Here is a 15,818-nt window from a genome sequence, read left to right as displayed (position 1 = left end):
ACGACTTCGGACAGTAAAAGGAGAAACTCCCGGGCCAGAGTCCGAACCTGCCACGACTTCGGACAGAAAAGTAGTCAACCCCGGGCCAGAGTCCAAACCACTCCCGTCTTCGTCCTATAAACCAAAACAAAACCCGGGCTGTAAAGGCCCGGGTTCATTTTTTAAAAGAATATGAAATATATAACCCCTGCAAGTACAATTCTGTAAATGGCAAAAGGAATAAGTTTAACTTTATTGATCATTTTCAAAAAGAAGCGGATTGAAATCAAGGCAAAAACAAATGCACTGATGAAGCCTGCAATAAAGAAAGGAAGCGCATCGACTGAAAAGTACTCAAGATTTTTTATTAAGGATAGAAAGCTCGCGCCAGCCATGATGGGCACAGCCATGATAAAAGTAAAATCAGCTGCAGCACGGTGTGACAGGCCGAGCAGCACGCCGCCTGAAATGGTTGAACCTGAACGTGAGAACCCGGGCCAAAGTGAGAAGCACTGAATCAATCCAATAGATAGAGCCTGTTTATAGGTGATTTGATCAACTGAAACTGTTTTCGGGTCTTTGCCTCCAAAAATATCAGCAAAAATCATCAGAAATGCACCAATTACCAAGCCAATCAGTACTGTCTCAGTTGAAAACAGGTGTTCATCAATATAATCCTCAAATAAAACGCCAAGAATCCCGGCAGGAATTAATCCGACAATCACTTGAGACAATTTCAGACGGCTCTGTTTTTCTTCAGAGTTTTTGCTCCTTCCCCCAAGACCGAGCATTTCCATGAACCGTTCCTTAAAAATAATTACAACCGCTAAAATGGAACCGAGCTGAATGACAACTTTAAAAGTATTAGCTTCATATTTTGACAAAAACTCTTTTGTATTGAGCCACATATCATCCACAATAATCATATGTCCAGTAGATGACACTGGAGCAAACTCCGTCATTCCTTCAACAAATCCCAAAATAATCGCTTTTAAAATCATAATAAAATCCATCTTTTAATTAATTCTCCTTCTATTCTATCTGATTCAACTAAACTCCATTTAATGATTATAAACCATTTAAGATAGATAGGAACAATTTTTTACAAAGTAATATAGATGTAAAGTGTCCATTAATTAGCTGAGACGCACTTATGGAGCCGGCATGATTGAAACACCTGGCGATTAAAGTAATAACTATCCTTTTAAACAATAGAAAAGTGATCACTAATTCACAAACTCTTCACAGAATTTCAAAGTCTTGTGAGAAAAATCACCAAAATCGGTCCATATTTACCATATGATAAAAGCAGATAAACCAATCAATTATAAGGAGGAAATCAAGATGAAAAAAGGAGTAAAATATCTGCTTACTTCGGCTATAGGCATAGGGTTAATATCGGGATGCAGCCAGGGGGCATCACCGGAAAGTTCCCTTCAGCCTGAGGAAAAGGTTCTGGCAGCAGAAACAGCTCAGCCCGAGGCAATCGCACCGCATAGAGACTTAAATCAGGAGCCCATTCCATTGAAAATTGATAGAGTCGGGCCAAAAGAAGTAAATGTAGAAATGACTTCCCAAATCACGGATATTGAAATCGACAAAGGAAAATTCTATAAAGCATGGACGTTTAATGGTGAAGCGCCAGGTCCTGTAGTTGTCGTTAATGAAGGGGACACAATCAATTTCACCTTAAAAAACATGGATCCGGCAATACCGCACAGCATGGACTTTCACGCTGTACACGCAGCTCCTTCAAAAGACTTCTCCAACGTTCAGCCAGATGAAACGGGAACATTCAGTTATCCTGCAAATAAACCAGGGGTGTTTATGTATCATTGCGGAACTTCACCGGTATTATCACATATAGCAAATGGAATGCACGGAACTATAATTGTAAAGCCTAAAGACGGCTATCCGACTGATAAAGAGATTGATAGAGAATATACAATTATTCAAAACGAGTGGTATAAGTACAACGATCTGGAGGATTTTACAAACGGCGTTCCCAGTCATGTGGTTTTCTCCACAAAAGCTTTAAAAAAAGGAGACCCTAATACTAATGGGGATACGTTCACACTTAAGGATAATCCGCTTCTGGCTAAAGTAGGGGATAAGGTGAGGATATATATAAATAATGTAGGGCCAAATGAAGTTAGCTCTTTCCATGTGGTGGGTACTGTGTTCGATGATGTTTACATTGATGGCAACCCTTATAACCGCTATAAAGGTCTCCAAACGGTCATGCTCCCGGCAAGCGGCGGTGCAGTAGTGGAATTTACAGTTACCAAGGCAGGCAGCTATCCAATTGTTACTCATCAGTTTAACCATGCACAAAAAGGAGCCGTCGCCATCCTGAAGGTAACTGAGACCGGAGAAGACGACGGTAAGGCTACAATGAGCCATTAAATATAAATTAAAACTCAACTTAAAATAAATTATACAAGATACAAATTAAAAATGGAATCCTTTTTCCGGCGGTCTATTTAGAATTAATAGGCGGCGGCCAGAAATCATATTTCCGGGCAGGTGAGCGCTGAGTGTATAAAAAGATCGGATGGTTCCTATTATTTTTAAGTTTGATCCTTGCCGGAAAAGCTTCCGCTCAGGAAATGACAGCAGCTTCATCAAAAGAGCTGAAAGCGGCCTTGTCAGACCCACAGGTATCAGTCATAAAATTACAATCCGGAATATATGAAGGAAACATACTTATAGAGAGAAAGGTTCACATAATTGGGGATAAAGGAACAAGAATATTGGGAACAGAAAAAGGCCATGTGCTGACGATTGCAGCAGATGATGTCATTGTGGAAAATCTGGAAGTGGAGGGAAGCGGATCACAGAATGCTGGAATATATGTGAAAGGAGACCGTGCCTATCTCCATCATATTGCCCTAAGAAATGTATTTCACGGCATCTATGCAAGGAATTCCTATGGACACAGGTTTGAAAATAACCTCATTACCAGCTTCCATGGCAGGAATCGGCACAGCGGCTTTGGCATTTATTTAGTTGAAGCACCCAATACTGCAGTAAAGGAGAATTACTTCTATCACACACAGGATGGTGTTTATGTGTCCTATTCAGATTTTTGTGAAGTCACAGGAAACATCATGTTTAAAGCACGGTATGGCGTTCACACGATGGATTCGCGAAATATATTAATAGCTGACAATCAGGTAACCGAAAGCATCAACGGCCTTATGATCATGCAAAGCTATGAAGTTTTTATACTTGAAAACTACTTCTTTAAAAATACAGAGATTGACGGAGCAGGAATTTTTATTTATGACACATTCGATTCCAAAATATCCTCCAATATTGTAAAAGGCAATTTCAGAGGGATTATTCTTGAACATGCAAAAAGAAACAGACTTGAATTTAACAATGTTCTGAGAAATGATACCGGACTTGAAATTGGGAAGAATTCAAATGATAATACCATTTATTTAAATAATTTTTCAGGGAATACAAGACAAGTCATCTCGGAAAAAGATAACAGGAATCTATTCAGTAAAGACAATTATGGAAACTATTTTGATGATCATCATTTATTAAATTTGGATAATGACCATAAAGTGGACTTTGCCTATAAAAGCGGAGATGTATTTTATCAGATGGCAGATGATGAGCCTTTATTGCAGGTCTTTTATCAAAGTCCAACCGTAGAGCTATGGAATATGATTGAACAATACACCCCGATTCCATCACAAGCATTTATCATAGATGAATCGCCGCTTGCTGAACCTGTGCCTGTGAAACAGAAAAAATTCATTTCAGAAAAAAATCATATCAATCATAGACGTGAATTTCCTATAATCCTATTCTTTTTCCTGATCACTTTGGCAAGTTTGCTTATATTTAATTTTGGGAGGAAGCACAATGAAATATAGAACTATTCTCCTAATGGCGATTCTGGTGATATTGTTAAGTGCCTGCTCATCCTCAGCGACGGAACCGACAGAAATTAAACAGAATCGTGATAGCTGCGATAACTGCAATATGAGTATTGCAGAGCTGGAGTCAGCAGCACAGCTCATTTTGAAAAGCGGGGAGCCTATTTTGTTCGATGACATTGGCTGCATGACTCAATATATACAGACTGAGAATCCTGAATATGATGCTGCCTTTGTGCATGATTATCTCAGCAGGGAATGGATATCGTTTGAAACAAGCTCTTTTATACAGAACGGCCATATAGAAAGTCCCATGAGCTATGGAATTGCAGCCTTTGAATCATTAGAAAAAGCCGAGGAATTTCAGAAAAAAAACGGAGGTACAGCGTATTCGAAAGATGAGCTTCTAAAAGCAGATATTAAGAGCTTTAAAGGAGAAGGAATGAAACACAGCCATTAAAGCTTAATTTTCCCTCAGCATGAGGAGGAAACGATATGAATCCCAAACTATTGTATTCTATGACTAAATATGAGCTTCGGCTGCTGTTAAGAAGCAGGTGGCTTTTAAATTTTATGATTCTTTTTTTCTTTCTGGCAGGCCTTCTTTACTTGTATGGTCTTCAATCTGTCAATTCAGAACCCGCTGAAGTTTCCTATGGACTGGAAGGTGTGAATGCCAATATCGAAACCATGGGTGTTAACCCGGAATATTACGGCCTCAAAGAAATAAAGCCGGAAGAGGGGGATACGGCCGATTTTAGCCAGTCTGCCTACAATCGTTCAATTGCCATGCTGATGAATCTTTCTCTTTGGATGCTGCCCATTATATGTATGATCCTTGGCGGCAGTTCCATTATTGCCGATAAAGAAAATGGAAGATTATCCTTATACAGAACCTATCATGAATCTTCAGGATATTACCTGATCAGTAAATTCCTTTCTTTGGTTCTCTCATTATTCTTTGTGATAGGCCTATCATATGGTCTCTTCGGCTTCATTTACTCTTTGGCGGGCAGTTCCTTTGCAGCACATATTTTTCAAGTATTTTTATTGGTTAATATGTTTTTAATCCTTGTATTCTCAGCAGTATCTTTACTGATAGGAGCAATTTCCAAATCAAGGATGCAAGGACTGTCAGCAGCAATCATTTTCTGGATCATTATGGTGTTTGTATATGAATTCATCATCTTTTCAGTCACCGGGTGGATTCCTTATTCATTGAAGCAAATCAGTCTATTCTTTTTAATCCTTCTAAACCCTGTGGAATCCGTTCGCGTCTGGTCGATTTCAAAACTGAATTCCGAATATGTATTTGGTCCGGAATACTTAATGATCGAGAAGTGGGGAGCAAATGGATCTCTCACACTTGCCCTGACATTATCCATTATCCTCATTATTTTTATAACTTTCATAACATCAGCCCGGCTTTTAACGAAGAGAGGTGTGTAAAATGATTTTGGAAATGAAGGATTTATCCAAATCATATAAAAAAAAGACAGCATTGGCACCGTTGAATCTCCACATTGAAAAGGGGGAATGTATTGTTTTGTGCGGAGGGAATGGAGCCGGAAAAAGTACGATGATTAAAATGCTTACAGGCGTTGATAGTCCTACCAAAGGAGGTGTCGTATTCCATTCGAAACAGCAAAAAACATTTGCTTACATGCCTGACCAATTGATTTTCCCATCTGAACTTACACCTTACGAAATCCTTGATTATTACAGGCGATTTCTAAATAAAAACAAGGAATCCATCAAATGGGTATTACAAAAAACAGGCCTGTGGAGCGAACGGAACCAAAAAGCTGGAGGATTCTCAAAAGGGATGTCCCAGCGGCTTAATCTTGCTCAGTGTCTGCTTGCGGAAACGGACATTTATATCCTCGATGAACCGACAGACGGATTGGACCCCTATTGGGTAATTCAGCTAAAAAAAATAATAAAGGAACTGAAAGAGCAGAATAAAACAATCATTGTCAGCAGTCATATTATGAGAGACGCCATTGAGATCGCAGACAAGGTAGTCATTTTATTTAATGGGAAGTTAAAATTCTATGGAGCACTTAAACAGGTGTATAAGGAATACGGATGCACCTCATTGGAAGAAATATTCCTTTTCATTCACAAGAATGAACAGCTATCATGATAAGTCCAAAAGGCGATTCCAATTAGGAACCGCTTTTTGGCCAGCTTTTTATTTTACATAAAACGAATATTGTTCAACATCCTTTGCCCACACCTTCGCATTTTTACCGTTGAGATCTGCAATCCATAAATCTCCTTTTTGCTGGGCAAGCTTTTTTCGGACCCATATTAATTTACGGGCATCCTTAATATAAAGAGGTTCATAATCCCCAATTGTTTTTTTGGGATAGGTAATTCTGGTTTGCTGGGTCTTGTTTAGCTGAATCAAACAAAGTGTTGGTTCGGGCCGCCTCTGAGGATCATTGGACCATTCACTTTCATCCACCCGTGATGCAACCAGCCTCTCATTATCCACCCAGGTAAAGCCCATTTCCGCAGATTTTGCTGGTGTAAGGTTCATGGTTTTAAAAGCAGGCAATTCAGTCACCTTCAATTTTTTGTTTTTAAAGCCCATCACAATTCTGCCCCCGCCAGCAATATAGCCCAATAAATTTCTGCCGGGTGCCCATTTAGGGACGTCCAAATGAAGGATCATCTCATCAAGAACTTCAAAATTTTTTCCATTTGCAGAGATGACACAGACCATATCACTGTCCATGGACCATGATGCAGTTGGATTAACAATGAATGAGATCCATTTTCCATCTGGTGAAAATTTAAATGTGGTTGCATTAATGGACATAATGGAAGCTTTGCCGTTGCCAATTTCCTTAGGAATCGTGAAAAGAGGTTCAACGTAATCGGTCAAATTTAGCTTTTCAAGATCGTTCGGCAGCTGAACCTTATATAGGATGGGACTTGTCCAGCCATCAGGCCTTAAGACAGCGCTTGAAGACACAATAAAGCCTTTTCCGTCAGGATACCAATTAAAATCATCTACTCCTAAAGTTACGTTATGGAATTCTTTCAAATCTGAAATATTTAAAACACTGTTGCTGGTAAAAGCAATCTTATTATCGGACGGTGCCCATTTAGCATTCCCGCCACCTTGAAAGATCTTTATATGCTTTTTTGCCTTTACATTGTATACCCATATCTCTGTGCTTTTTTCAATCGAAGGCAGTTCTTTGGCTTCCTTTTCATATAAAAGCCATTGGCCGTCATAGGACCACTTTGGCGTATGATTGAACTTAGCAGGGTCAGCTGTAATCTGTTCTTCGATATTTCCTGTTTTTAACCACAAATAGCCATTGCGTATAAAAGCTGCCTGCACATTATTTTCTCCCGTATCTCCCCATGCAGCTGACGGAATAATAAACAGGAAGCACCAAAGAATCAAAAAAACCTTGCGCATATCTTATCCTTCTTCCTTTAGGTAATTTGCTCAAAGTATATTATGGGCAAAGAGACTTATTTTATTGAAATAGGTTCAGCCTATTCGAAAATGCTTATTATTTTCGATAAGCTTTCATTTACCTTATAATGAATGGATAATTATTCAATTTTGCAAGGCACAGTTTTTGCGTGTGCAAATTGGGTAAAAACAATTACAAATGAATGTATATAAAAAATGGAGGAAACCAAATTTGTTTATTGCTATTATGTTTTTTATGTTTATGTCTTTTTTCCTGTCGGGAAGTGAAACGGCACTGACTGCCGTTAACAAAATGAAATTAAAATCCAGAGCTGATAACAACGATAAGAAATCGCAAAGAATATTAGAGGTTGTCTCGAAACCTGATGAGATGATTACTTCAATTTTAATCGGCAATAATATTGCAAATATCATGTTGCCTACACTGGTTACCATCATTGCGCTTGATTACGGATTTAACGTGGGTGTGGCAACAGGTATTTTGACTGTAGCACTTATCTTATTTGCAGAAGTTCTGCCAAAATCAGTTGCTGCAAGCTTTGCCGATAAAATTGCCTATCTAGTGTTTCCTGTAATTCGAGTCCTCATGATTATCTTAAAGCCGGTCACTTTTTTAATATCCAAATTCACTAGAGGCATCATTAAATTCCTTTCTAAAAATCAGGCAGATTCTGTTTCTGTATCAAAAGAAGAGCTCATTACCATGGTTGATATCGCTACAAGCGAAGGGACCTTCCATGAAGAAGAAACACAACGAATTAAAGGGATCATTGATTTTTATAACTTAGATGTCAGCGACGCACTGAAAACCCCTCGAATGGAAATTGAAGGAATTCCTTATGACGCGACAATAGAAGAGGCAAAGGATATTGTAATGAATAACCGTTTTACAAGGTATCCAGTATATAAAGACAATATGGATAATATTGTCGGAGTATTTCATTCAAAAATATTGCTCGCCTGGTCCAGTCAGCCTGAAAAAACATTGAAAGATTTTACTGACCTGGAGCCCTTGTTTGTATATGAATTTCATAGCATAGACAAGGTCTTCAAAATGATGATGAAAGAAAGGAAGCACCTCGCAATCGTTCTTGATGAATATGGCGGAACAAAAGGGATCATCTCACATGAAGATATTCTTGAAGCCATGCTGGGGCAGGAAATAGAGGATGAAACGGATGAAGGCAGCGAAATCCTTATTGATGAATTAACTGAAAACCATATTATTGTACACGCAAAACTCTCAATCCGCAGAATTAATGAAGCTTTTAAAACAAAAATCCCTGAAGATGAGGATATCCTTGCCGGATTCTTATTGAAAGAAATAGGTCATTTTCCTGCAGAAGGGGAAACGCTGGATTATCATCACCTGCATTTTGAAATAAAATCAATTGAAGACAACAGGCTTAAACTGGTGGAAATCAAGAAAAAGACGCCCTGATGAAATTTGAGCATTATTTCCTATTGGAAATAATGCTTTTTTATTTTTTAAGAAATCAGAATAAAAATGGATGTTCAATGGGGACAATAGAAGCAGGAAAATAAAGATATAATTTTTATATTTTTCTGACAAAATAGGTCCTTTTCAGTATATAATAAATTAAAACAAACTATTAGGAGTGATCTTCGCATGGAAAATAAGCCATTCCATTATGATGGAAGTGTGCAAATCAATTATGAAAAAGATGATAAAGCAAGTTTAAGCATTCCTTTTGAACTGACAGACGAAATGAGAAAAAATATCGGAACCAATCCATACTCAACTGAAGAACAAGAATAATGGGAGGACCCGTAGTGGGTCTTTTTTATTTTTGATGGATAAGCATGAGCAGATAATTTGAATTTCTTTTTTATTTTGAATATGATTATCTCGGATTAAGAATAAAAATGTTCATACTGCAGATGAATACATACTTTATTTCTGATTCAAACTAAAATGTCAACTCAAAATGGAAAGGTGATTGAATTATGGCTCAAGTTTTGTATATTACAGCACACCCTCATGACGATAAGGTGTCATATAGTATGGCAGCAGGAAAGGCTTTTATTGATTCCTACAAGGAAGCCAATCCAAATGATGAAGTAGTTCATATTGATTTATACAAGGAAAATATCCCGCAAATTGATGTGGATGTATTCAGCGGATGGGGTAAACTTCAGTCCGGCAAAGGTTTTGAGGAACTATCAGAAGATGAAAAGGCGAAAGTAGGCCGCTTATCCGAATTAAGCGAACAATTCGTTGCAGCCGATAAATATGTTTTCGTTACACCGCTTTGGAACTTCTCGTTCCCTCCAGTAATGAAAGCGTATCTTGATTCTGTGGCAGTAGCCGGCAAAGCTTTTAAGTATACGGCAGAAGGTCCAATTGGATTATTGTCTGATAAAAAAGCGATTCACATCCAGGCTCGCGGAGGCATTTATTCCGAAGGACCTGCAGCAGAGATGGAAATGGGTCACCGCTATTTGACAGTATTAATGCAATTCTTCGGTGTCCCTTCATTTGAAGGACTTTTTGTGGAAGGGCACAACGCAATGCCTGATAAAGCCGAAGAAATCAAAGCAGATGCTATTGCACGTGCAAAAGACAAAGCGAAAACATTCTAAACTAAAAGCAGCGGATTCCGCTGCTTTTTATTTTTTTCTAGGCATGTGTAGGAAGAGCTCTTGTCCGTGATGAATAGTATAATAAAGGTAAATATAGCTAGGGTGAAAGGGAGGGAGATGTGTGAAAATCTCAGAATTCAGCCCCAGTCATTTAAGTGAAAATGATATATCCAGGCTTCTGTACTATGGCATTGAGGATAATCTTCAAAAAGGGGATTTGATCTTTGTGCCAGGAAGCAGCAAGGCAGCAGAATATCGTCTTCCTGAAGCCATCAGACTTTATCAAAAAGGCAGGGCAAATAAATTACTTTTCTCCGGCGGTGTAAGGTGGTCTGGACATGAATTGACTGAAGCAGAAATGCTTATGAAAAAAGCAATAGGGTTCGGAATTCCTCCAAAAGACCTTTTCATTGAAAATATCTCTCTTCATACGAAAGAAAATGTACTTGCCTCGATGCTGGTTATGGATCGGATGTGCGGGCTGGAGAATATCTCCAATATTATCATTGTGACTGCTCCTTTTCATATGAGAAGGCTGCACATGACATTGTTGACGTATATGCCGAAGTGGATTCACTATTCTCTTGTATGTTCTGATGATGGTGCAACAGGGAAGGAACAATGGATGCAGGATCCTTATGGGAGAAAAAGAGCATTTGATGAAGCCCGGAAAATAATTGACTACGTGAAAAAGGGCATTCTAATGGATTTGGAAATCTAATCTCCCGGACTAACCCCCGCCAAAATTAAGTAGCAGTGATAATTTTTAAACGTCGATAACTTACTAGCACCTTGCCCACCCCCTCGAGGAGGCCCCCAGGATGGGGGTCATGCAGATGTTGCCACAGGACGTGGCGTTCTTTGTCTGCGATCCTTTAGTGGGCAAGGCGCTTCCGCTTTTCTTAAAAAGTATTGTAAATGTTCTCGCATTCTTCCGCTGTTGGCTCATAAAAGCAATGAAGCTTGAATCTTCCTACTAAAGGCTGATTATACCATGTAGCTGGACAATCCCCAGGAGGCCTGAAATACCATAGAGCAAATTTGGCCGGCCAAATCCGTTCCCCTCTTACAGCCCTCCGTGCGAGTCTTCTTTCCACTTCTCTTGGCCTCTGATAAAAATAGCCTTTCTGGACAGCTTCAAAAGCATGCGGCTGATAAATCATTTCAGGTATAGTACGAATTCCAATGAAATCCGAACAATTGCCCCTGACTCTGTTAATTCCCACATTACCCACCATTAACATGCCCTGCTGGCCTTCCCCTTCTGCTTCAGCCCGAAGGAGGCGGGCCAGCAAATCTATATCTTGTTCACGTGCCTTCACAACTGCCATCTGTATCACCCTCGTCTCCCTAATTTTATATAGGCTGATATATGGTATGCACTCAAGGGGGGAAAGGTTAAATGCGGGATTTTGCCATAAGGCTGAGGAACATAATAATTTAGAGGGGAACAACTATAACAGACACGAAAAAAAGCTCCTGCAGAAGCGGGAGCTTTTATTTTGCATAAAAGTTTTCTGTATAATAAGGCTGTGACTTTGAATTAAAAGCAACGCCAACACCTAAAAATTCATAATCGGCACGCAGAATATTTTTGCGGTGGCCAAGTGAGTTCATTAATCCTTCATGAGCAAAGATACTGCTGAATTGACCGGAAGCAAGGTTTTCCCCGGCGACCATAAATGAAACTTCATCCGCCTGCATTCTGTCAAAAGGGGATAGGCCCTGCAGGTTGGTATGATCAAAATAATTGTTCTGCGCCATGTCGCTGCTGTGCTTTCGCGCCGTTTCCTTAACAGTATCATCCCATTCCATAACGGGAACTCCGTGATTTACTCTCTCGGCATTTGTAATATCGAAAAGCTGATATTCAAATCCTTCCTTTAGAGAGCTGCTGGCATTGGCATAAAAGGAATCTTTTTGCTCTTCAAGTGCTTTACTGATTATTTGTATTGAAGTTACCGTATTGTCACGATGCTTATCATAGAATATGGTTACATAATTCCCATCCAATTCGTATAGATCATAATCCCGATTCTCTTCGAGCTGATAGATAACAAATCCCTTTCTCATTTTGTCCAGCGGTTCTCCAAGCTGCTCCCTAACTGAAGACTTTGGCGTTCCATAGGCAATCTCTTTTGATGAAGAAATCAAATCCTGATTTGTATAGATGCCGGCAGCTTTCTCTTGCTTGTCATAAGCGACCATTACAAAATTTTGATATTGATCATGATAAGCATGCCAGTCTGTTCCAAATTCATTTGCAGAGGAACGTTTCGAGGAGCCAAGCTTGCTCTCGATTTCAGACTTGTCATCGCCTATTTCTATATTATGAATAGAAAAGGTTTGCTCTTCTGGGGCTTCTAAAACCGGCTTTTCGGCTTTATCCTCTGGTGTATGATTTTTATCGCCGGTATATTGCCTGATTGTAAGAAGGAATTCATCTGCCCAGTTTTGTGCCTCTTCCATCACACCGTTTATTATAGCCAGCACTTCTTCACTGTCTTTAAAAAGCTGAATATCAGATTTTATGTTATCAATTACAGTTCCTGAACTAGATTCATCTGCCAATTTCCCTTCAGGCTGTGAAAAGGCGAAACCGATAAATAACAGGATAAAAATAAATAAAAACTTCCTCAATAAATCTCCTCCCATATACCTTTCAACCCCTATCAAAGGTATGCCCATTCATTATAAGATTTAAAAATGCGGAATTGCAAAATATTGATGCCTTCCTTATTTTTCTACCCTGTTTACCATATTCTCTAACTCTTTTGGCTGCGTGATTAGATATTTTCCGTTTTTAAAAGGATAGTTTGGGTAACATAATTATAAAAATGAACAGATGCATAGCTGCTGCAAAGGGGGAAGCATGTTGAAATTAACACCGGAACAAAGAATTGAACTCCATGGTTTTAATAATTTGACGAAATCACTAAGCTTTAATATGTATGATGTCTGTTATACAAAGACGAGGGAAGAGCGTGAAGCCTATATAGATTATATTGATGAGCAATACAGTGCGGAGCGGCTTACAAAAATATTAAAAAATGTTTCCGACATCATTGGTGCCCATGTCTTAAATGTGGCACAGCAGGATTATGTCCCACAAGGTGCAAGTGTGACCGTCCTGGTATCTGAAGGACCGGTAGTGGAAGTCCCGGATGAATCCTATGATGAATCTCCTGGCCCGCTGCCTGATAATGTAGTCATGCAGCTGGATAAAAGCCATATTACCGTCCATACCTATCCTGAATATCATCCGGACGAAGGAATCAGCACATTCAGGGCCGATATTGATGTATCCACATGCGGTGAAATCTCCCCGCTAAAAGCCCTTAATTACCTCATCCATTCCTTTGATACGGACATCATGACAATCGACTACAAAGTCAGGGGATTTACACGGGACACGGACGGAAGAAAACTTTATATCGACCATGACATCAGTTCAATCCAAAATTATATTCCTGAAGAAGTAAAAGAAGATTTTGATATGATCGATGTGAATATTTATCAGGCACATACCTTTCACACAAAGTGTAAAATAAGGGATTTTGACTTAGATAATTATTTATTCGGATACACGAAGGAAAAGCTGGATCCTAAGGAAGCTGAAGAGATCACTGAGCGGCTTACAACGGAGATGGACGAAATTTTTTACGGAAAAAATATTAACCCCGGATCTTTATCAGAGTGATCCTGAAGGCTCTCAGTTAATCGGCCTCTATTAAACCAAAACCAAATAGTACCAGATGGCGGGGAACATTAAAAGAACCAGGAGAAGTTTATATTCTCCTGGTTCTTTTAATAAATGTACATACATTAACGGCACAAACTTAAAAATAATTACATAATCTATTTCCAGAACTCCCACCATTTTTTCTCGGGTTCCTGTGCTGCAGCCGCGCTTCGGAAGGAGACGATCATATCCTGAAAAATCTCTTCCCGCTGCTTTACTTCATGCCAGTATTGTTCACGTTCTTTATTAATGGTATCGATATAAATTTCTCTGTCTGTGTTTAACGTTTCTATCAGCGAGCTGATTTCGGTGCTGGTCACCTCAGCTGAAGATGAAATGTAATGAATCATGGTTTTGAACTCTTCAGAAGACGCTTCCGAGGATTCTGCCAGCTTGTTTGTCAAATGGTGAATTTGATCAGAAGTACGCTTCGTACTTTTCGCCACCCTTTTTGAAAGGGTTCCGAACGCTTCGGAAGTATTCTCAGAAGACTGCTCAATCCTTGCGCCAAGTGATTCAATTTCCGCTTTGGTTTTTTCTCCTGATTTATAGATCGAATCCGACAGGCTTTTAACAGTATGCAATGATCCTTTGCTAATTTCTTTCTTCACTTCGTCTAAAACTTCCTTTCGAACACCGCTGCGAATTTCATTTCTGACATCTGCAATTAAACTGTCCCTGAAACCATCCATCAATGCCATGAACTGTTCGGCGTTCATGACAGCCTGTTGCTCTGTATGTAATGCTGTTTCCTGATTGACTGCCGCCAAGGATGTTTCATTTGCTTCAATACCAGTTTCAGAAGCAAAGTCCATATGTTTTTGCATTAATTCGCGGATCATATCCTTGCTTAAATTTTTATCGCGCATCTGCTTTACCTTTTCAAGCAATGCGATTTCATGGTCTGTATAAAAGCGGGCTCCCTGTTTTGAACGGGGAATTAGCAGAAGTCCGTTTAAATCCTTTTCCCATTGCCTTAATGTTCCAGGAGGCACATTCAGCATTTTCGAAACCTCTTTGATTGTATAAGCTTTCATATATTGCGTATCCATTTTACTCAGCCCTTTCATATAAAATAGATTCTGAAACTTTCGGATGCCAGTTCCGAAACAACTTCTAACTAACTATTCAGCATGATATCCCGTGTTTTCCTGCCGCTTGACAAAAGCTATCAAAAGAAGACGATATTCATCAGAAAAAAGCAAAAAGGAGCCATTCTGACAAAAAACATGAAGAATTTGACAGCCAGCAAGTTATTTGTCATATACGGACGTGTATGTCACAATGAAAGCTGTGTTTAGCAAACTAGAATATTGAAAAACTGCAAGTATTTAAAGGGAGTAGGTAAAGTGGCTAATAGAATTATTGCTTTGTCTGTTGCTGCAGGGGTTGGATTGACGCTGACCTTTGGAAGCATAAAGATGGGGAGCAGTGAACCTTCAAAAAAAAATGAAATACACTATAGTGCAATTCCGCATGCGGAGGCAAACCATGTACCGATTGTGAAGCAGGAAATTCAAAAGAAATCCGTTCTCCTGGATGTGCCATTGTACAATCAAATGGATAGTCCCCGTCTGTATAATGGATGTGAGATTACTAGTTTAGCAATGATTATAAATTATGAAGGCATTCAAGTATCTAAAAATAAATTAGCACAGGAAATTAACCGGGTGCCGCTTAGATATAGCGGAGGTGAATACGGGAATCCAAATGAAGGCTTTGTCGGCAACATGGAGGATGGACCAGGATTAGGCGTTTATCAGGGGCCAATTTTCGAACTCGCGAAAAAGTATTTTCCTGAACGTGCAGAGAATCTGACTGGCAAGCCCTTTCAAGTGCTCCTTGAAAAAATTGCAGAAGGTTCGCCGGTCTGGATTATAACAACTGCAAGCCTATCACCCGCAGCATCCTTCGAAACCTGGAATACACCGGGCGGACCAGTTGATGTGACATTCCAGATGCATAGTGTTGCAATTACCGGATATGACGAGGACTATATCTATATTAACGACCCGTATGGCACAAAAAATAAAAAGGTGCCCAAACAGCAGTTTATTGAAGCCTGGGAGCTGATGGGTTCACAGGCCATTGTCATTAACTAGAATAATAGCAAAAGAAGGGGCTGCCGCTTGCAGTCCCT

16 protein-coding genes are annotated in these 15,818 nt (G+C 39.4%); 11 read left to right on the top strand and 5 right to left on the bottom strand.

Going from position 1 to position 15,818, the window contains the following annotated elements:
• Window positions 1-161: 161 nt before the first annotated feature.
• The gene (locus AC0VZ9_RS13865) at window positions 162-992 is read right to left on the bottom strand and encodes an undecaprenyl-diphosphate phosphatase (protein WP_217024726.1); all 831 of its coding nucleotides are present in this window, start codon (window positions 990-992) and stop codon (window positions 162-164) included.
• A 331-nt stretch (window positions 993-1,323) separates the two neighbouring features.
• Between AC0VZ9_RS13865 and AC0VZ9_RS13860 the strand changes: the two genes are divergently transcribed.
• From AC0VZ9_RS13860 to AC0VZ9_RS13840, 5 genes are all read left to right on the top strand, one after another.
• Window positions 1,324-2,385, top strand: a complete 1,062-nt coding sequence (locus tag AC0VZ9_RS13860; RefSeq protein WP_475396348.1) for a multicopper oxidase domain-containing protein — start codon at window positions 1,324-1,326, stop codon at window positions 2,383-2,385.
• Window positions 2,386-2,516: 131 nt separating this feature from the next.
• Window positions 2,517-3,869, top strand: coding sequence for a right-handed parallel beta-helix repeat-containing protein (locus tag AC0VZ9_RS13855; protein WP_034297027.1), 1,353 nt, complete (start codon window positions 2,517-2,519; stop codon window positions 3,867-3,869).
• Complete coding sequence (locus tag AC0VZ9_RS13850; protein WP_009334451.1) at window positions 3,859-4,332, top strand: nitrous oxide reductase accessory protein NosL; 474 nt, start codon at window positions 3,859-3,861, stop codon at window positions 4,330-4,332. The genes AC0VZ9_RS13855 and AC0VZ9_RS13850 overlap by 11 nt, the downstream gene beginning before the upstream one ends.
• Window positions 4,333-4,367: 35 nt before the next feature.
• Window positions 4,368-5,321 (top strand): ABC transporter permease, encoded by a 954-nt coding sequence (locus AC0VZ9_RS13845; protein WP_034297030.1) that lies wholly within the window; start codon window positions 4,368-4,370, stop codon window positions 5,319-5,321.
• A 1-nt stretch (window position 5,322) separates the two neighbouring features.
• Window positions 5,323-6,018, top strand: coding sequence for an ABC transporter ATP-binding protein (locus AC0VZ9_RS13840; protein ID WP_009334453.1), 696 nt, complete (start codon window positions 5,323-5,325; stop codon window positions 6,016-6,018).
• A 48-nt stretch (window positions 6,019-6,066) separates the two neighbouring features.
• Here AC0VZ9_RS13840 and AC0VZ9_RS13835 read toward each other — a convergent pair whose 3' ends face one another.
• Entirely contained in the window at window positions 6,067-7,311 is a 1,245-nt protein-coding gene (locus AC0VZ9_RS13835) for a TolB family protein (protein WP_009334454.1), read from the bottom strand.
• 232 nt (window positions 7,312-7,543) lie between these two features.
• On the opposite strand from AC0VZ9_RS13835, the gene AC0VZ9_RS13830 reads away from it, so the two are divergent.
• The 4 genes from AC0VZ9_RS13830 (at window position 7,544) to AC0VZ9_RS13815 (ending at window position 10,657) form a co-directional block, all read left to right on the top strand.
• Window positions 7,544-8,773, top strand: coding sequence for a CNNM domain-containing protein (locus AC0VZ9_RS13830; RefSeq protein ID WP_009334455.1), 1,230 nt, complete (start codon window positions 7,544-7,546; stop codon window positions 8,771-8,773).
• 189 nt (window positions 8,774-8,962) lie between these two features.
• The gene (locus AC0VZ9_RS13825) at window positions 8,963-9,112 is read left to right on the top strand and encodes a hypothetical protein (protein ID WP_009334457.1); all 150 of its coding nucleotides are present in this window, start codon (window positions 8,963-8,965) and stop codon (window positions 9,110-9,112) included.
• A 188-nt stretch (window positions 9,113-9,300) separates the two neighbouring features.
• Window positions 9,301-9,936, top strand: coding sequence for an FMN-dependent NADH-azoreductase (locus AC0VZ9_RS13820; protein WP_009334459.1), 636 nt, complete (start codon window positions 9,301-9,303; stop codon window positions 9,934-9,936).
• Between the two features lie 121 nt (window positions 9,937-10,057).
• A complete protein-coding gene (locus AC0VZ9_RS13815; protein WP_251174557.1) occupies window positions 10,058-10,657 on the top strand; it encodes a YdcF family protein in 600 nt (199 codons plus the stop codon).
• Between the two features lie 181 nt (window positions 10,658-10,838).
• On the opposite strand, the gene AC0VZ9_RS13810 is transcribed toward AC0VZ9_RS13815, so the two are convergent.
• Together AC0VZ9_RS13810 and AC0VZ9_RS13805 are read right to left on the bottom strand one after the other, a co-directional pair.
• Window positions 10,839-11,267: a cell wall hydrolase gene (locus AC0VZ9_RS13810; RefSeq protein WP_019379782.1), complete on the bottom strand. Its 429-nt coding sequence runs from the start codon at window positions 11,265-11,267 to the stop codon at window positions 10,839-10,841.
• 166 nt (window positions 11,268-11,433) lie between these two features.
• On the bottom strand, window positions 11,434-12,576 hold the full coding sequence (locus AC0VZ9_RS13805; RefSeq protein ID WP_284521985.1) for a CAP domain-containing protein: 1,143 nt from the start codon (window positions 12,574-12,576) through the stop codon (window positions 11,434-11,436).
• Between the two features lie 235 nt (window positions 12,577-12,811).
• Here AC0VZ9_RS13805 and speD point away from each other — a divergent pair, with 235 nt between their 5' ends.
• Window positions 12,812-13,636, top strand: coding sequence for an adenosylmethionine decarboxylase (gene speD, locus AC0VZ9_RS13800; protein ID WP_475397505.1), 825 nt, complete (start codon window positions 12,812-12,814; stop codon window positions 13,634-13,636).
• Between the two features lie 158 nt (window positions 13,637-13,794).
• On the opposite strand, the gene AC0VZ9_RS13795 is transcribed toward speD, so the two are convergent.
• On the bottom strand, window positions 13,795-14,730 hold the full coding sequence (locus AC0VZ9_RS13795) for a MerR family transcriptional regulator (protein ID WP_034297034.1): 936 nt from the start codon (window positions 14,728-14,730) through the stop codon (window positions 13,795-13,797).
• Between the two features lie 297 nt (window positions 14,731-15,027).
• Between AC0VZ9_RS13795 and AC0VZ9_RS13790 the strand changes: the two genes are divergently transcribed.
• Window positions 15,028-15,780 (top strand): C39 family peptidase, encoded by a 753-nt coding sequence (locus AC0VZ9_RS13790; protein ID WP_009334470.1) that lies wholly within the window; start codon window positions 15,028-15,030, stop codon window positions 15,778-15,780.
• Window positions 15,781-15,818: the final 38 nt, after the last annotated feature.

The sequence above is a fragment of the Cytobacillus sp. QJM3NY_8 genome, from assembly GCF_056173585.1.
This window is presented reverse-complemented; position numbering and strand designations above follow the sequence as displayed.